This is a genomic window from Streptomyces sp. NPDC048825 (genome assembly GCF_043198355.1).
In the GTDB taxonomy this organism is placed as follows: domain Bacteria; phylum Actinomycetota; class Actinomycetes; order Streptomycetales; family Streptomycetaceae; genus Streptomyces; species Streptomyces xiangluensis.
The window spans coordinates 139,378-156,445 of the sequence record NZ_JBICUR010000015.1 but is presented as its reverse complement, the minus strand read 5'-3'; the positions used below and the strand labels follow the sequence as shown (position 1 = coordinate 156,445).

General features: G+C 70.1%; 14 protein-coding genes. 1 reads left to right on the top strand and 13 read right to left on the bottom strand.

Annotated features, from left to right (window positions below; genetic code table 11):
- Positions 1-65: 65 nt before the first annotated feature.
- The gene (gene fmt, locus ACGFNK_RS32105) at positions 66-1,001 is read right to left on the bottom strand and encodes a methionyl-tRNA formyltransferase (protein WP_393421482.1); all 936 of its coding nucleotides are present in this window, start codon (positions 999-1,001) and stop codon (positions 66-68) included.
- A gap of 441 nt (positions 1,002-1,442) precedes the next feature.
- On the opposite strand from fmt, the gene ACGFNK_RS32100 reads away from it, so the two are divergent.
- Positions 1,443-1,988, top strand: a complete 546-nt coding sequence (locus tag ACGFNK_RS32100) for a hypothetical protein (protein WP_393421480.1) — start codon at positions 1,443-1,445, stop codon at positions 1,986-1,988.
- 153 nt (positions 1,989-2,141) lie between these two features.
- On the opposite strand, the gene ACGFNK_RS32095 is transcribed toward ACGFNK_RS32100, so the two are convergent.
- The 12 genes from ACGFNK_RS32095 to ACGFNK_RS32040 form a co-directional block, all read right to left on the bottom strand.
- Positions 2,142-4,286: a primosomal protein N' gene (locus tag ACGFNK_RS32095; RefSeq protein ID WP_393421478.1), complete on the bottom strand. Its 2,145-nt coding sequence runs from the start codon at positions 4,284-4,286 to the stop codon at positions 2,142-2,144.
- Positions 4,287-4,410: 124 nt separating this feature from the next.
- Positions 4,411-5,619 (bottom strand): methionine adenosyltransferase, encoded by a 1,209-nt coding sequence (metK, locus tag ACGFNK_RS32090; RefSeq protein ID WP_386346867.1) that lies wholly within the window; start codon positions 5,617-5,619, stop codon positions 4,411-4,413.
- A gap of 253 nt (positions 5,620-5,872) precedes the next feature.
- Entirely contained in the window at positions 5,873-7,075 is a 1,203-nt protein-coding gene (gene coaBC, locus ACGFNK_RS32085; protein WP_393421475.1) for a bifunctional phosphopantothenoylcysteine decarboxylase/phosphopantothenate--cysteine ligase CoaBC, read from the bottom strand.
- Positions 7,076-7,228: 153 nt separating this feature from the next.
- Positions 7,229-7,501: a DNA-directed RNA polymerase subunit omega gene (gene rpoZ, locus ACGFNK_RS32080; RefSeq protein ID WP_033321800.1), complete on the bottom strand. Its 273-nt coding sequence runs from the start codon at positions 7,499-7,501 to the stop codon at positions 7,229-7,231.
- Positions 7,502-7,539: 38 nt separating this feature from the next.
- Positions 7,540-8,133 carry a guanylate kinase gene (gmk, locus tag ACGFNK_RS32075; RefSeq protein ID WP_393421473.1) on the bottom strand — a complete coding sequence of 198 codons (594 nt, stop codon included), beginning with the start codon at positions 8,131-8,133 and terminating at the stop codon, positions 7,540-7,542.
- A 38-nt stretch (positions 8,134-8,171) separates the two neighbouring features.
- Positions 8,172-8,495, bottom strand: a complete 324-nt coding sequence (locus ACGFNK_RS32070; RefSeq protein WP_005319887.1) for an integration host factor — start codon at positions 8,493-8,495, stop codon at positions 8,172-8,174.
- 300 nt (positions 8,496-8,795) lie between these two features.
- On the bottom strand, positions 8,796-9,647 hold the full coding sequence (gene pyrF / locus ACGFNK_RS32065; RefSeq protein ID WP_393421471.1) for an orotidine-5'-phosphate decarboxylase: 852 nt from the start codon (positions 9,645-9,647) through the stop codon (positions 8,796-8,798).
- Positions 9,644-10,750, bottom strand: a complete 1,107-nt coding sequence (locus ACGFNK_RS32060; RefSeq protein ID WP_393421469.1) for a quinone-dependent dihydroorotate dehydrogenase — start codon at positions 10,748-10,750, stop codon at positions 9,644-9,646. Before ACGFNK_RS32060 ends, pyrF begins: the two co-directional genes overlap by 4 nt.
- Before the next feature lie 4 nt (positions 10,751-10,754).
- On the bottom strand, positions 10,755-14,063 hold the full coding sequence (gene carB, locus ACGFNK_RS32055) for a carbamoyl-phosphate synthase large subunit (RefSeq protein WP_393421467.1): 3,309 nt from the start codon (positions 14,061-14,063) through the stop codon (positions 10,755-10,757).
- Positions 14,056-15,207: a glutamine-hydrolyzing carbamoyl-phosphate synthase small subunit gene (gene carA, locus ACGFNK_RS32050; protein ID WP_393421465.1), complete on the bottom strand. Its 1,152-nt coding sequence runs from the start codon at positions 15,205-15,207 to the stop codon at positions 14,056-14,058. The genes carB and carA overlap by 8 nt, the downstream gene beginning before the upstream one ends.
- Positions 15,204-15,782 (bottom strand): hypothetical protein, encoded by a 579-nt coding sequence (locus ACGFNK_RS32045; RefSeq protein WP_393421463.1) that lies wholly within the window; start codon positions 15,780-15,782, stop codon positions 15,204-15,206. The genes carA and ACGFNK_RS32045 overlap by 4 nt, the downstream gene beginning before the upstream one ends.
- Positions 15,779-17,065 carry a dihydroorotase gene (locus tag ACGFNK_RS32040; protein ID WP_393421461.1) on the bottom strand — a complete coding sequence of 429 codons (1,287 nt, stop codon included), beginning with the start codon at positions 17,063-17,065 and terminating at the stop codon, positions 15,779-15,781. Before ACGFNK_RS32040 ends, ACGFNK_RS32045 begins: the two co-directional genes overlap by 4 nt.
- Positions 17,066-17,068: the final 3 nt, after the last annotated feature.

Genomic DNA, 17,068 nt, shown 5'->3' with positions numbered 1-17,068 from the left:
CTCCGGATCTTGGAAGGGCTACTCGTCCAGCGTACGTCGACGTCTGCCGGACCCCTACTGACCCCCTATTGGCCCCCGACCCGCTCTCCGGAAGCGATCCGTACCCCGCGTGCCCAGTCCGCCGCGCGCATCGGCTTCTTGCCCTGGGCCTGGACCCACAGGAGTTCGACGGTGTGCGAGCCGGTGCCGACGTACACGTTGTTCTTGGCGACGGACAGCTCGCCCGGGGCGAGGTCCGTGCGCTCGGGCAAGAGCGCGACCTGGATGAGCTTGAGCCGCTCGCCGCGGAAAACGGTCCAGGCGCCGGGTGCCGGGGTGCAGCCCCGCACCACCCGGTCGACGCGCAACGCGGGCGCGGACCAGTCGATCTCCGCATCCTCGACAGTGATCTTCGGGGCGATCGTGACGCCTTCCACAGGCTGCGGTACGGCCTTGAGCGTGCCGTCCGCAATCCCGTCCATCGTCGCGACGAGCAGCCCGGCGCCCGCGAAGGCAAGCCGCGTCAGCAGATCCCCACTGGTGTCGGTGGGCCGTACCTCTTCGGTGACGGTCCCGTACACGGGCCCGGAGTCGAGCCCCTCCTCGATCAGGAACGTGGACGCACCCGTGATCTCGTCCCCCGCCATCACCGCATGCTGCACGGGCGCCGCACCCCGCCAGGCGGGCAACAACGAGAAGTGCAGATTGACCCAGCCATGGGCAGGAATGTCGAGCGCGACCCGTGGCAGCAGCGCCCCGTACGCGACGACCGGGCAGCAATCGGGCCCGATCTCCCGCAGCCGCTCCAGGAACTCCGGCTCCCGCGGCTTTCCGGGCTTGAGCACCTCGATCCCGGCTTCCTCGGCCCGCTCGGCGACCGGACTGGCAACCAGCCTCCGCCCCCGCCCGGCCGGCGCGTCGGGCCGGGTGACAACGGCGACCACGTCATGCCGCTCAGAAGCGATCAGTGCATCCAGAGCGGGAACGGCAACCTCGGGTGTACCGGCGAAGACGAGCTTCATGGGCTGGTTCGGGCCTCTCGGGCGAGGGTGGAAAGCGGGCAACACACAATTCTATGGCGGCGAAACGCGGAAGATCCCACGCCGACAACGGGAAGCGGCAGATCCCAGGACCGCGAGGGGAAGCGGCATCCTGCGCCATCGGCGCGAAGCCGCAGATCCCACGACCACGACGGGAAAGCCGCCAACGGCGAACACCCCCACAGGAGACGCCCACCCCTCTTCCCACTGGAAACGGGCGGTGCGCGGGCGGGAGAGAAAGCCCGGCGAAGCCGAAGGCGAGCCGAACAGCGCACCCCCACACCCCAGGGAGCGCACGAACACACGCACACGCCCCCACCCGTGACCAGCGGAGCGCCAACGCGTTGGGTCAAGAAAGAGTTGACCAAAACGGGCCGCACCAGCGGCCCGATCCTTTTCAACGCCGGTTCGAGAGGCTTGTTCATGGCCGACCACGCAACCCACGACGCCCAGGCTCGGGCCAGCCTGCACTTGCTGGTGCGGGACATCGAGCGGGTCCGCCGGCAGGTGGACGCACTGCGCACGCTCACCGCCCAGTTGGGCAACGTCTACCGCCCGCGCCGCTCCGGCCCGTCCACAGGCTTCGTCGTCTACGGACGCGCCCCCGCCCCGACCGTCCGCCTCGCCCAGGAGCTGCGGGACAGTGTCGAGACCCTGGTCACCGCCGCCGTGGACTTCGATCGCTCACTGGGTTTCTCGTGGGACGCGGTGGGCTCCGCACTCGGAGTCACCAAACAGGCGGTACACCGCCGTTACGGCGCACGCCGCGCCGCCGCCCAGGCAGCCGCCGAGGCCGAGCGCGCCACGGAGCCGTCGAGCTCCCGCGCGGTGCCCGGGGGTGTCGGCCTGCCCACGGTCCCCGCGGCCCGCTCCATGCCCCTGCCCCTGCCCACCCAGCCGACCGCCGGCAGCCCAACCCTCCGCGACGAGGCGATGCCAAGCGCCTTCCCTGGCCCGCGAAATGGCTGAGCCCCGGCGACTGATAGCCGGTTGACGCCCCCTCCGTCTGCCTCCCGACGACCATCGGGAGGCAGACGCGCGTCGGAAGGCGGAGCGCGTCAGCAGGCGGAGGCGCGTCGACACCTGAACCCGCATCGGCTCCCTCGCCGCCCGCTCACCCCCTCACCCGATGTCGGGCGGATCAATCCGAACCCGTACGACCTCACTCCCCCCTTGAGCCATCCGCGCCGCCTGCGCGAACTTCAGCGCAGAAGCCAGCGGGGCCCCACTCCCCGGCGGCACCCGGATCAACGCCCGCTCCCAACGCTCCCCGACCGGCGGCGCCCCCGTACGCCGAGGCCGCCCCGCTTCCGTGACGGGCAGCGGCACCGGCCCCAACACCTCGGCGTCGCCGGGCAGTTCGACGGCGGCAAGAAACCCGGCGAGAGCTTCCGGCGTTCCGGACACGGCAGCCATCCGCGACACGGGCGGGAACCCCAACTCGGCCCGCTCGCCCAGCTCACGAACCGCATGCCCGACGGGATCCCAGCGCACCAACGCCTGCACGGGCCGCAGCGTCGGCTCGGCGACGACCACCACCTTTCCGCCGGCTCCCTGCCCTCGTACCAGCGAAGCCGCCCCGATCCACCGCCGCAGGGCGTCCTCGCCCGCCCGCAGATCGGGCCGCCCCAGCATCGCCCAGCCGTCGAGCAGCAACGCAGCCGCATACCCTCCCTCGGCCACGGGCTCCGCTCCTGGCGTGCTCACCACGAGCGCGGGCGCCCCCGGCACCGTGTCCAGCACCTGCTCGCGCCCCGAGGTCCGCACGGGAACGGCGGGAAACGCGCGCCCCAGCTCCTCGGCGGTCCGCCGCGCCCCCACGACCTGCGCCCGCAGCCGGAACCCACCGCATTCGGGACAGTGCCAGGCCCCCTCGTCCCGCCCGCACCAGCCACAGCGCAGGACCCCGCCGTCCTGCCCCTCCAAGGGGCCCGCACAGTGGCGGCACCGCGCGGGTGCCCGGCACTGCGCACACGCCATCCGGGGTACGTAGCCACGCCGGGGCACCTGCACCAGTACGGGACCGTGCCGCAGCCCTTCCCGTACGACCTGCCAGGCGAGCGTGGGCAGCCGCGCCGCCCGGGCCGCCTCGTCCCGCGCGAGGTCCCCGTCACTCACGGTCCGTACGAGGGGAGCCGCCGCCCGCACCTGCTCGCGATCGGCGACGAGCGGCGCCGCCCAGCCGCTCTCGACGAGCTGCGCGGCCTCGACGGTGCAGCTCCAACTCCCCAGCAGAAAGGCGCACTTCTCATGGGCGGCCCGCAGTAGCAGCACTTCCCGCGCATGCGGCTGCGGCGCGTGCGGCTCACTGTGGCTGTCGTCCCCGTCGTCCCAGATGGCGACGAGCCCCAGATCCCGTACGGGCGCGAACATGGCGGCCCGGGTCCCCACCACAGCCCGTACGGACCCCCGCCGCACCGCGAGCCACTGCCGGTATCGCTTCTCGGGCCCGGCCTCGGCCGTCAGCACCGCATGCCGCCCCTCCCCCAACAGCGAGGTCAGCGCGGCGTCGACCCGGGCGACAGCCCGTCCGTCCGGTACGACGACCAGTGCGCCACGCCCCGAAGCGAGCGTCGCCCCGACGGCCCGCGCGAGCTCGTCTGCCCACTCGGGCCCCGGCAGCGCGTTCCACACGGCTCGCGGTGCCCCGCCCGTCGCGAGCGATCGTACGAAGGCGTCCCCTCGCCCGTACCGCCCCCATGACCCGACGTCAGGTATCTCGGGCACCGGCAGCGGCGCCGGAGACGGCCGGCTCTCCGCCCGCGCGTTCCGGGGCGGCACAGCCAGTTGCAGCACATCGGCCACACTCCCCGCATACCGATCGGCCACGGCCCGCGCGAGCCCCAGCAACTCCTTACTGAGCACGGGCTCGGGCGAGACGACCTGGGCCAGCGCGGCAAGGGGCCCCGAGTAGTCGGACTCGGCAAGCCGCTCCACCAGAAACCCGTCGATCAGCCCCCCACCCTCACGCCGCCCTTCCCGCACGCGATGCCGCCCGGCCCCGAACCGCACCCGCACCCGCACCCCTGGCTGCGCATCGGCGTCCAACTCCTCCGGAACGGCATAGTCGAAGTACCGGTCAAGATGCAGCACCCCCTTGTCCACCAAAACCCGGGCCACCGGCCGCTCCTTGGCCAACGCGGCCCCCCGCCACGTCCGAGGCTTCGCCCGCGGCCCCTTCGCCGACCGCACACTCTCCCGAATAAGCGCAAGCTGCTCAGGGGGCACACCCCCCGCTCCCTCGCCCTGCCCATTCGTGCTGCTCACACCAGCATTGGTACCAGACACCACCGACAACGCCCACCGCGAACCGGCCTGACGCACCGAGGCCCGGCGCCCCTTGGGGACGCCGGGCCTCGGAATGAGCCGGAGCTACAGAAAGAACCGGGAACTACAGCCCGGCCGCCCTGCGCAGCGCCTCCACCCGGTCCGTCTTCTCCCACGTGAAGTCGTCCAGCGCACGCCCGAAGTGACCGTACGCCGCGGTCTGGGCGTAGATCGGGCGCAGCAGGTCGAGGTCGCGGATGATCGCGGCGGGGCGGAGGTCGAAGACCTCGGTGATGGCCTTTTCGATCTTGTCGGTGTCGATCTTGGCGGTGCCGAAGGTCTCGACGAAGAGGCCGACGGGCTCGGCCTTGCCGATGGCGTAGGCGACCTGGACCTCGCAGCGGGTGGCCAGGCCGGCCGCCACGACGTTCTTGGCGACCCAGCGCATCGCGTACGCCGCCGAGCGGTCCACCTTGGACGGGTCCTTGCCGGAGAAGGCGCCGCCGCCGTGGCGGGCCATGCCGCCGTACGTGTCGATGATGATCTTGCGGCCGGTCAGGCCGGCGTCACCCATCGGGCCGCCGATCTCGAAGCGGCCGGTGGGGTTCACCAGCAGGCGGTAGCCCTCGGTGTCCAGCTTGATGCCGTCGTCCAGGAGAGCCTTGAGCTCGGGCTCGACCACGAACTCGCGGATGTCGGGCGCCAGGAGCGAGTCCAGGTCGATGTCCTGGGCGTGCTGCGAGGAGACGACCACCGTGTCGAGGCGGACGGCCTTGTCGCCGTCGTACTCGATGGTGACCTGGGTCTTGCCGTCGGGGCGCAGGTAGGGGATCGTCCCGTTCTTGCGGACCTCGGAGAGTCGCTTCGACAGGCGGTGCGCCAGGTGGATCGGCAGCGGCATCAACTCGGGCGTCTCGTCGGTCGCGTAACCGAACATCAGGCCCTGGTCGCCCGCACCCTGCTTGTCCAGCTCGTCCTCGTCGCCCTCGACACGCTTCTCATACGCGGTGTCGACGCCCTGCGCGATGTCCGGGGACTGGGCGCCGATCGACACCGACACGCCGCAGGAGGCGCCGTCGAAGCCCTTCTTCGAGGAGTCGTAACCGATCTCGAGGATCTTGTCGCGCACCAGCTGCGCGATCGGCGCATACGCCTTGGTCGTGACCTCGCCCGCCACGTGTACGAGGCCGGTCGTGATCAGCGTTTCGACGGCGACCCGGGACTTCGGGTCCTCGCGCAGAAGCGCGTCGAGAATGGTGTCGCTGATCTGGTCAGCGATCTTGTCGGGGTGACCCTCGGTCACAGACTCCGAGGTGAACAGACGACGGGACACAACGCTCCCTGGGGTTGCAGCGGCTGCTGGCTGATCATTGGTGGACACATCGGGGGCTGCGCCCGCTGTCGTCCGGGGGTCAGTTTATCGGTCACGCTCGACTACGGGTCCACCCCGTCTCGCGACTCGGAAGACCTGTGACCTGCGGCACGGGCATTCTGCCCAACGACGCTCGGTCTCCGCCAGCTTTCCCAGCACGAATTCCCCGGTGTCGGAAGCCGACAAAGCCTGCTTCGGCGGAACGAATCAGGCATCACTCCAGGCGTCGCGCCACAAGATCCCACACCGTCTCGGCCAGAGCTTCCTTGGGCCCGTACGGCACGGGGGTCTCACTGCCGTCGGCGCCGAGCACGACCGCTTCGTTCTCCTCCGAGCCGAAGGTCTTGCGCTCCCCCACCTCGTTCACGACGAGGAGATCGCATGCCTTGCGCTCCAGCTTCGTCCGCCCATTGGCGAGGACGTCGTCCGTCTCGGCGGCGAAGCCGACGATCACCTGACCGGGGCGGGCGCGCTCGGTGGATATCTCGGCGAGGATGTCGGGATTACGCACCAGGGTGATCGGATCCGGGTCCTGGTCGTCCTTCTTCTTGATCTTTCCGGCCGCGTACGCAGCCGGACGGAAGTCCGCGACCGCGGCCGCCATCACCACCGCGTCGGCGTCCGCGGCGGCCTTCAGCACCGCCTCGCGCAACTGGACGGCCGTGCCGACCGACACCACGTCCACGCCCGCCGGGTCCGGCATCCCGGTGTTCGCGGCGATCAGCGTGACCCTGGCCCCCCGGGCCGCAGCGGTGCGCGCGAGGGCGTACCCCTGCTTGCCGGAGGAGCGGTTCCCGAGGAAGCGCACCGGGTCGAGCGGCTCGCGCGTACCGCCGGCGCTGACCACGACATGGCGGCCCGCCAGATCGGGGGCGACAGCCCCGCGCGCCAGCACCCGGCGGCAGGCCTCGAAGATCTCGCCGGGCTCCGGCAGCCGGCCCTTGCCCGTGTCGACGCCCGTCAGACGGCCGACGGCGGGCTCGACGACGACGGCACCGCGGCGGCGCAGCGTCGCGACGTTCTCCTGGGTGGCCGGGTGCTCCCACATCTCGGTGTGCATGGCGGGGGCGAAGACCACCGGGCAGCGGGCGGTGAGCAGGGTGTTGGTCAGCAGGTCGTCGGCCAGGCCGTGCGCCGCCTTCGCCAGCATGTCCGCGGTGGCGGGGGCCACGACCACCAGGTCGGCCTCCTGGCCGATGCGGACGTGCGGGACTTCGTGCACATCGGACCAGACCTCGGTCGAGACGGGGTGCCCGGAGAGCGCGGACCAGGTCGCGGCGCCGACGAAGTGGAGCGCCGAATCGGTCGGCACGACCCGTACGTCGTGCCCCGACTCGGTCAGCCGGCGCAGCAGCTCGCACGCCTTGTACGCGGCGATGCCGCCGCTGACTCCCAGCACGACCTTCGGCTTGTCCACGGTCTGTCTCTCCCCGGCTCGGCTCACCTGCGCCTGCAAACGTGTACGTACTCATGACACACCACAGGCCCGACAGCCGGGCTGCCGGGCCTGTGGAAAAGCCTGCTGCAATCTGCAGATACCACTTACTGTGCGACGCCTACCGCGTGCTGCCTACTGCGCCGGGCCCTCGACGGCCTCGGACGTCAGCAGGCCCGCGTTGATCTCGCGCAGGGCGATCGAGAGCGGCTTCTCGTGGACGTGCGTGTCCACGAGCGGACCGACGTACTCGAGGAGACCCTCGCCGAGCTGCGAGTAGTACGCGTTGATCTGACGGGCCCGCTTGGCCGCGTAGATCACGAGGCTGTACTTCGAGTCGGTGGCCTCGAGGAGCTCGTCGATCGGGGGGTTGATGATGCCCTCGGGCGCGGCAATGGAAGAGGACACGCTCTACCTTCCGAAAGATGGGATGAGATCGAAAACGATCACACTACGTCCATCAAGGCTAGCAGCTCACGCGCCACATCCTCGACGGAGGTGTTGACCAGGGTGACATCGAACTCCGACTCGGCCGCCAGCTCTACCTTCGCGGCGGCCAGTCGGCGCTCGATCACCTCGGGCGGCTCGGTGCCCCGCCCGGTGAGTCTGCGCACCAGCTCCTCCCAGGAGGGCGGAGCCAGGAACACCAGCTGGGCCTCGGACATCGACTCACGGACCAGACGCGCACCCTGGAGGTCGATCTCCAGCAGGACGGGTTCGCCGGACTCCAGCCGCTCCATCACGGCGCCCCGCGGGGTGCCATAGCGGTTGCCGGCGAACTCCGCCCACTCGAGAAGTTCTCCGTTGGCGATCAGCTTGTCCATCTCCTCGTCGCTGACGAAGAAGTACTGGACGCCATGCTTCTCACCGGGACGCGGCTTACGGGTCGTCGCCGACACCGAGAGCCAGACCTCGGGGTGTTCCTTGCGCATATGAGCGACGACCGTGCTCTTGCCGACCCCGGAGGGGCCGGAGAGCACGGTCAGCCGCGGACGTGATTCCGGGGGTACGGGGGTCGTCCCCCGGGATGTTGCAGCCATGCAGCGATTATCCAGGTTCTCAGGAGTGCCCGAGAACGTCAGGCGGCACCGCCGCCGAACTCGCGCTCAAGAGAGGCGATCTGGTTGGAGCCGAGGCCACGCACGCGGCGGCTCTCGGAGATCCCGAGTCGCTCCATGATCTGCTTGGCGCGGACCTTGCCCACGCCCGGCAGGGACTCCAGGAGAGCGGAGACCTTCATCTTGCCGATGACGTCATTCTCCTGGCCCTGCTTGATGACCTCGTGAAGGGAGGCGCCGGAGTGCTTGAGTCGATTCTTGACCTCGGCCCGCTCCCGGCGAGCCGCGGCGGCCTTTTCGAGCGCGGCTGCGCGCTGTTCAGGGGTAAGGGGCGGAAGAGCCACGCCTACGTCACCTCGGATGTCGAACTGTCGGATACGGACCGGTGAGGAACCTAGTCGCCCCACACCTGGGGAGCAACGAGCAACGCTTCTTGCCCGTTCTCCCCCACTGCCTTAAAAGCGTGGGAGGTGCCCCCACTCGTCGGAGACTAGCGGCCAAGTCCGCCGGAGTCAGCGAGAACAGCGGAAAAGTCCTGGTCAGCCTCCATTGAACCCGACATTTGGTACATAGTGCTCCGGATTTGAGGGTGTATTCAGACGTGGGACGTCCACGAGGACCTCACCGAAGAGGCGCCAAAGACGCTAGAGCGCCGCCACGGCCGCCCTGATGTCCTCCGCGAACCGGTCCGCGGACGCGCGTAGCGCACCGGCATCGGGTCCGTGACGCAGAACACCCCGGCTGACGTTCGGAACCACACGACGCACCGCCGCCCCGAAGACGCCCGGAAGATCGGCGGGGGTCGCTCCCTGGGCGCCGATGCCGGGCGCGAGGAGCGGCCCGTTGATGTCGAGGTCGTACGAGGAGAGGTCGCCCAGCGTGGCGCCCACGACCGCGCCGAAGGAGCCCATGGGGGCCTCCCCCGCGTTCTCCTCGGCGAGGTGCGCGAGCATGGTGGCGCCGACGTTCCTGCGGGCCGCGTCGTCGGGCCGTACCGCGTGCTGCACCTCGCCACCCTCCGGGTTGGAGGTGAGCGCGAGCACGAACAGCCCGGCACCGCTCTCGCGCGCGAGCTCGACGGCAGGCTTCAGCGATCCGTAGCCGAGATACGGGGAAACGGTCAGCGCGTCGGAGAACAGCGGCGAACCCTTCTCCAGGAAGGCGGAGGCGTACGCGGCCATGGTCGAGCCGATGTCGCCGCGCTTGGCGTCCATGACGACGAGCGCCCCGGCGGCCCGTGCCTCCTCGACCGACTTCTCCAGCACGGCGATGCCGCGTGACCCGAAGCGCTCGAAGAACGCGCTCTGCGGCTTCAGTACGGCGACCCGGTCGGCCAGCGCCTCCACGACGGTGCGGCTGAAGCGCTCCAGGCCCGCGATGTCGTCGTTCAGGCCCCAGTCGGTGAGCAGCGAGGCATGCGGGTCGATGCCGACGCACAGCGGACCGCGCTCGTCCATGGCGCGGCGAAGGCGCGTACCGAAGGGTTCCAGGTTCACGCGGGCTCCTTCACGTCGGCGCCGACCGCGTCGGCAAGGGTGGCGTACGGACTGGTGCGCAGGCGTGCCGCGAGCCCCTTGTGGATCGCGCGGCTCCAGAAGGGGCCCTCGTAGATGAAGGCGCTGTAGCCCTGGACCAGGGTGGCGCCGGCGAGGATGCGCTGCCAGACGTCCTCGGCGTTCTCGATGCCGCCGACGCCCACAAGCGTGATGTCGTCGCCCACGCGCGCGTAGAGGCGACGCAGCACCTCCAGGGAGCGCGATTTCAGTGGCGCACCGGAGAGGCCACCGGTTTCCTTCACGAGGGAGGGTTCGGATGTCAAACCGAGCCCGTCGCGCGCGATGGTCGTGTTCGTGGCGATGATCCCGTCCAGGCCGAGCTCCACGGCGAGGTCGGCGACGGCGTCGATGTCCTCGTCGGCGAGATCGGGGGCGATCTTCACCAGCAGCGGGACGCGGCGCTCGGTCACGGCCTGGTCGGCGGCCTCGCGGACGGCGCTGAGCAGCGGTCGCAGATGGTCCACCGCCTGCAGATTGCGCAGGCCCGGCGTGTTCGGCGAGGAAACGTTGACCACCAAGTAGTCGGCGTACGGGGCAAGCCGCCGCGTCGACTTCACATAGTCACCGACCGCCTCGCCCTCGGGCACGACCTTGGTCTTGCCGATGTTGACGCCCACGACGGTCCTGAAGACCGTCTCGCGGCCTGCCAGGCGCTCCGCCACGGCCGCAGAGCCCTCGTTGTTGAACCCCATGCGGTTGATCAGCGCCCGGTCCGGGACGAGCCGGAACAGCCGCTTACGGGGGTTGCCGGGCTGCGGCTCCCCCGTGACCGTGCCGATCTCGACGTGGTCGAAGCCGAGCATCGACATCCCGTCGACCGCGATCGCGTTCTTGTCGAAGCCGGCCGCGAGCCCGAACGGCCCGTGCATCCGCAGCCCGAAGGCCTCGGTGCGCAGCTCCTTGTGGCGCGGGGCGAGAGCCGCCGCGATGAACGTACGCAGCACAGGGAGGCGGGCGGCGAGGCGGATCCAGGCGACGGCCAGGTGATGGGCCCGCTCCGGGTCCATCCGTTTGAAGAGCAAGCCGAAGAACAGTCGGTACATGGCGTCAGTCCCGCGCCGCCGTGAGGTGCTCCGCGTGTTCCTGGAGCGAGCGGACGCCCACGTCCCCGTGGTTGAGCGCGTCGATGCCCTGGACGGCGGCGGCGAGCGCCTGGACCGTCGTCAGGCAGGGCACGGAGCGGGCCACGGCGGCCGTACGGATGTCGTAGCCGTCGAGTCGGCCACCGGTGCCGTACGGCGTGTTGACGATCAGGTCGACCTCGCCCTCATGGATGAGCTGGACGATCGTCCGCTCGCCGTTCGGGCCGGTGCCCTCGCTCTGCTTGCGGACGACGGTGGCGTTGATGCCGTTGCGCTTGAGCACCTCGGCCGTGCCGGACGTGGCGAGCAACTCGAAGCCGTGGGCGACCAGTTCACGCGCCGGGAAGATCATCGAGCGCTTGTCGCGGTTCGCTACGGAGATGAAGGCGCGGCCCTTGGTCGGCAGCGGACCGTACGCGCCCGCCTGCGACTTGGCGTACGCCGTACCGAACACCGAGTCGATGCCCATGACTTCACCGGTGGAGCGCATCTCCGGGCCCAGGATCGTGTCGACGCCGCGCCCGTGGATGTCCCGGAAGCGCGACCACGGCATGACGGCCTCCTTGACGGAGATCGGCGCGTCCAGCGGCAGTGTGCCGCCGTCGCCGCTCGCCGGGAGCAGTCCCTCGGCGCGCAGTTCGGCGATGGTCGCGCCCAGCGAGATCCGGGCGGCGGCCTTCGCGAGCGGCACCGCGGTCGCCTTGGAGGTGAAGGGGACGGTGCGCGAGGCACGCGGGTTGGCTTCGAGGACGTACAGGATGTCCCCCGCCATCGCGAACTGGATGTTGATCAGTCCGCGGACGCCAACCCCCTTTGCGATGGCCTCGGTCGAGGCCCGCAGCCGCTTGATGTCGAAGCCGCCCAGCGTGATCGGCGGCAGCGCGCACGCCGAGTCGCCGGAGTGGATCCCGGCCTCCTCGATGTGCTCCATGACGCCGCCGAGGTACAGCTCGTGGCCGTCGTAGAGCGCGTCCACGTCGATCTCGATCGCGTCATCGAGGAAACGGTCGACGAGGACCGGGCGCGACGGGGAGATCTCGGTCGACTCGGCGATGTACACCTCCAGTCGCGTCTCGTCGTACACGATCTCCATGCCGCGCCCGCCGAGCACGTACGAGGGCCGTACGAGGACGGGGTAACCGATCTCGTCCGCGATGGCCTTGGCGCCCGCGAAGGTCGTCGCGGTGCCGTGCTTGGGAGCCGGCAGCCCCGCTTCGGCGAGCACCTGGCCGAAGGCGCCGCGGTCCTCGGCGGCGTGGATCGCCTCGGGCGGCGTGCCCACCACCGGGACGCCGTTGTCCTTCAGTGCCTGCGCCAGACCCAGCGGGGTCTGGCCGCCGAGCTGCACGACGACGCCCGCGATCGGCCCGGCCAGCGTCTCCGCGTGGACGATTTCCAGCACGTCTTCCAAGGTGAGCGGCTCGAAGTACAGCCGGTCGGAGGTGTCGTAGTCCGTGGAGACGGTCTCCGGGTTGCAGTTGACCATCACGGTCTCGTACCCGGCGTCGCTCAGCGCGAAGGACGCGTGAACGCAGGAGTAGTCGAACTCGATGCCCTGGCCGATGCGGTTCGGGCCGGAGCCCAGGATGATCACCGCGGGCTTCTCGCGGGAGGCGACCTCGCTCTCCTCGTCGTACGAGGAGTAGAAGTACGGCGTCTTCGCCGCGAACTCGGCGGCGCAGGTGTCGACCGTCTTGTAGACCGGGCGCACGCCCAGCGCGTGCCGGACCTCGCGGACGACGTCCTCGCGCAGGCCACGGATCTCGGCGATCTGGGCGTCGGAGAAGCCGTGGCGCTTGGCTTCCGCCAGCAGCGACGGGTCCAGCTTGTCGGCGGCGGCCAGCTCGTCCGCAAGCTCCTTGATGAGGAACATCTGGTCGACGAACCAGGGGTCGATCTTCGTCGCCTCGAAGACCTCCTCCTGGGTCGCGCCCGCCCGGATGGCCTGCATGACGCAGTTGATCCGCCCGTCGGTCGGCCGGATCGCCTCCTCCAGGAGGGCCGCTTTGTCCCCGGGCTCGCCGACGAACGTGAACTGCGAGCCCTTCTTCTCCAGCGACCGCAGCGCCTTCTGCAGGGCCTCGGTGAAGTTGCGGCCGATGGCCATGGCCTCGCCGACCGACTTCATGGTCGTCGTCAGCGTCGAGTCGGCCTGCGGGAACTTCTCGAAGGCGAAGCGCGGCGCCTTCACGACGACGTAGTCGAGCGTCGGCTCGAAGGACGCCGGTGTCTTCTCGGTGATGTCGTTCGGGATCTCGTCCAGGGTGTAGCCGACTGCGAGCTTCGCGGCGATCTTGGCGATCGGGAAGCCGGTCGCCTTGGAGGCGAGGGCGGACGACCGGGACACCCGGGGGTTCATCTCGATGACGATGACCCGGCCGTCCTCGGGGTTCACCGCGAACTGGATGTTGCAGCCGCCGGTGTCGACGCCGACCTCGCGGATGACCGCGATGCCGATGTCGCGCAGGATCTGGTACTCGCGGTCGGTGAGCGTCATCGCCGGGGCGACGGTGATCGAGTCGCCGGTGTGCACGCCCATGGGGTCGAAGTTCTCGATGGAGCAGACGACCACGACGTTGTCGTGCTTGTCGCGCATCAGCTCCAGCTCGTACTCCTTCCAGCCGAGGATCGACTCCTCCAGGAGCACCTCGGTGGTCGGAGAGAGCGTGAGCCCCTGGCCGGCGATGCGGCGCAGCTCGTCCTCGTTGTGCGCGAAGCCGGAACCGGCGCCACCCATGGTGAAGGAGGGCCGGACGACGACGGGGTAGCCGCCGAGCGTCTCCACACCCTTGAGGACGTCGTCCATGGAGTGGCAGATCACCGAACGGGCGGACTCGCCGTGCCCGATCTTCTCCTTCACCGCGTCCACGACCTCCTTGAAGAGATCGCGGTCCTCGCCCTTGTTGATCGCCTCGACGTTGGCGCCGATCAGCTCGACGCCGTACTCGTCGAGCGTCCCGGCCTCGTGCAGCGAGATGGCCGTGTTGAGGGCCGTCTGGCCGCCCAGCGTGGGCAGCAGGGCGTCCGGCCGCTCCTTGGCGATGATCTTCTCGACGAACTCAGGGGTGATCGGCTCGACATACGTCGCGTCGGCGATCTCCGGGTCCGTCATGATCGTCGCGGGGTTGGAGTTGACGAGGATGACCCTGAGGCCCTCGGCCTTGAGGACGCGGCAGGCCTGGGTGCCGGAGTAGTCGAACTCGGCGGCCTGGCCGATGACGATCGGGCCGGAGCCGATGACCAGGACGGACTGGATATCGGTGCGCTTAGGCACGCTGGGCTCCCTTTTCTGCCATGAGCTCTACGAAGCGGTCGAACAGGTAGGCCGCGTCGTGCGGGCCCGCCGCCGCCTCGGGGTGGTACTGGACGCTGAACGCCGGCTGGTCGAGCAGCTGGAGCCCTTCGACGACCTCGTCGTTCAGGCAGACGTGCGAGACCTCGGCACGCCCGTAGGGGGTGTCGCTGACACGGTCGAGCGGCGCGTCGACGGCGAACCCGTGGTTGTGCGCGGTGACCTCGACCTTGCCGGTCGTACGGTCCTGGACGGGCTGGTTGATGCCCCGGTGGCCGTACTTCAGCTTGTACGTGCCGAAGCCGAGCGCGCGGCCGAGGATCTGATTGCCGAAGCAGATGCCGAAGAGCGGGGTCTTCCGCTCGAGGACGGCGCGCATCACCGAGACCGGGTGCTCGGCCTTCTCCGGGTCGCCGGGACCGTTGGAGAAGAAGACGCCGTCCGGGCCGACCGCGTAGATGTCCTCGGCGGTCGCGGTGGCGGGCAGCACATGCACCTCTATGCCGCGCTCGGCCATGCGGTGCGGGGTCATGCCCTTGATGCCGAGGTCCACGGCGGCGACGGTGAACTTCTTCTCGCCGAGGGCGGGAACGACGTACGCCTCCGTCGTGGCGACCTCCTCGAAGAGGCTGGCGCCCTTCATCTCGGGCGTCTGGCGCACCTCGGTGAGCATGGTGCCCTCGTCGGGCAGCGCGTCCCCGGAGAAGATGCCGACGCGCATGGCACCGCGCTCGCGCAGGTGGCGGGTGAGCGCCCGTGTGTCGATGCCGGAGATCCCGACCACGCCCTGCTCGGCGAGCTCCTCGTCCAGCGAGCGCCGGGAGCGCCAGTTCGAGGGCACGCGCGCGGGGTCGCGTACGACATAGCCTGCGACCCAGATCCGCTTCGACTCGGGGTCCTCGTCGTTGACGCCGGTGTTGCCGACGTGCGGGGCGGTCATCACGACGACCTGGCGGTGGTACGAGGGGTCGGTGAGGGTCTCCTGGTAGCCGGTCATCCCGGTGGAGAAGACGGCCTCTCCGAAGGTCACCCCCACGGCCCCGTAGGCGCGGCCGCGGAAGATCCGGCCGTCCTCCAGGACGAGTACGGCGGGAGTTCTGGAAGCTCCCCGGGTGGAGGTGGTCATCGTGCGCCTTCCCTCTTGTTGCTGTCCTTGTTGATCATCTGGTTCAGGGTCTCGACCCACTCGTTGTGCTCGGCCGCGTGGTCGGAGCGGAACCCGGAGTCGAGCAGCCTGTCGCCGTGCTCCCATGTGACGACCAGCAGGCCGCCCTCGGTGAGGACCTTGCCCGCGATGCCCTTGTCGAGCCGGGCCTCGCGCAGCGCCTCGAGAGGCACGAAGAAGTCGGCCGCTCCGGGGCGTACGACGTCCAGGCCCGCGTCCGTCAGCGTGAGTTCGACCCGGCTGCGGGTGCCCAGGCCGTGCGCCACGATGCGGTCGAGCCACTGACCGGCGGTCGTCGAGCCGTGGTAACGGCCGCTCAACGTCAGCCGCACGGGACCGGCCTCGTCCGGCGCTTGGAGCAGCTCGGGCAGGTCGCCCTGGAGGGTGCCGCGCCACTTCCAGCCCTCGCGCATCAACCAGTAGACGAGGGCGACGAAGAGTGCGAGGCCCACGAGCCAGCCGATGCGGGCGGCCCAGTCGGTCACCTCCGCCGACTTCTGTTCCGCGGCGTACGTCAGTTGCGTCAGTGGTGTCACGCGAGCTTCCCGTCGACGAGCGTGGCGCGGCCCCGCAGCCATGTGTGCGTGACACGGCCCGGCAGCTCACGACCCTCGTACGGAGTGTTGCGGCTGCGCGACGCGAAGCCCGTGGGGTCCACGGTCCCACGGTATGCCGGATCGACCAGCGTGAGGTTGGCGGGCTCACCTGCCGAGACGGGACGGCCGTGTCCCGTCGCCCGGCCGATCCGGGCGGGCTTGAAGGACATGCGGTCCGCGACGCCGGCCCAGTCGAGCAGCCCGCTGTCGACCATCGTCTGCTGGACGACGGACAGCGCGGTCTCCAGGCCGACCATGCCCATGGCCGCCGCGGCCCACTCGCAGTCCTTGTCCTCGTGCGGGTGCGGGGCGTGGTCGGTGGCGACGATGTCGATCGTGCCGTCGGCGAGCGCCTCGCGCAGGGCCATCACGTCGCGCTCGGTGCGCAGGGGCGGGTTGACCTTGTAGACCGGGTCGTACGAGCGGACCAGCTCATCGGTGAGAAGCAGGTGGTGCGGGGTGACCTCGGCGGTCACGTCGATGCCGCGGGACTTGGCCCAGCGCACGATCTCCACCGAGCCGGCGGTCGACAGATGGCAGATGTGCACCCGGGAGTGCACGTGCTCGGCGAGCAGCACATCGCGCGCGATGATCGACTCCTCGGCGACGGCGGGCCAGCCGCCGAGCCCCAACTCGGCCGATACGACGCCCTCGTTCATCTGGGCGCCCTCGGTCAGCCGCGGCTCCTGCGCATGCTGGGCCACGACACCGCCGAAGGCCTTCACGTACTCCAGCGCCCGCCGCATGATCACGGCGTCGTCCACGCACTTGCCGTCGTCGGAGAAGACGGTGACGCCGGCCGCCGACTCGTACATGGCGCCCAGTTCGGCGAGCTTCTTGCCCTCCAGGCCGACGGTGACGGCCCCGATGGGCTGCACATCGCAGTAGCCGTGCTGCTGGCCCAGCCGGTAGACCTGCTCGACCACACCGGCGGTGTCGGCGACCGGGAAGGTGTTGGCCATGGCGAACACGGCCGTGTAACCGCCGCTCGCGGCAGCCCGCGTACCGGTCAGGACGGTCTCGGAGTCCTCACGCCCGGGTTCGCGGAGGTGGGTGTGGAGGTCGACGAGGCCCGGCAGAAGCACCTTGCCTTGGGCCTCAACGACCTCGGCTCCCTCGGCGGGAAGTCCGGCACCGACCTCCACGATGGTGTCGCCGTCGATCAGGACGTCCTGCGGCTCGCCGCCGAGCACCTTCGCACCACGGATCAGGATCTTGCTCATGTG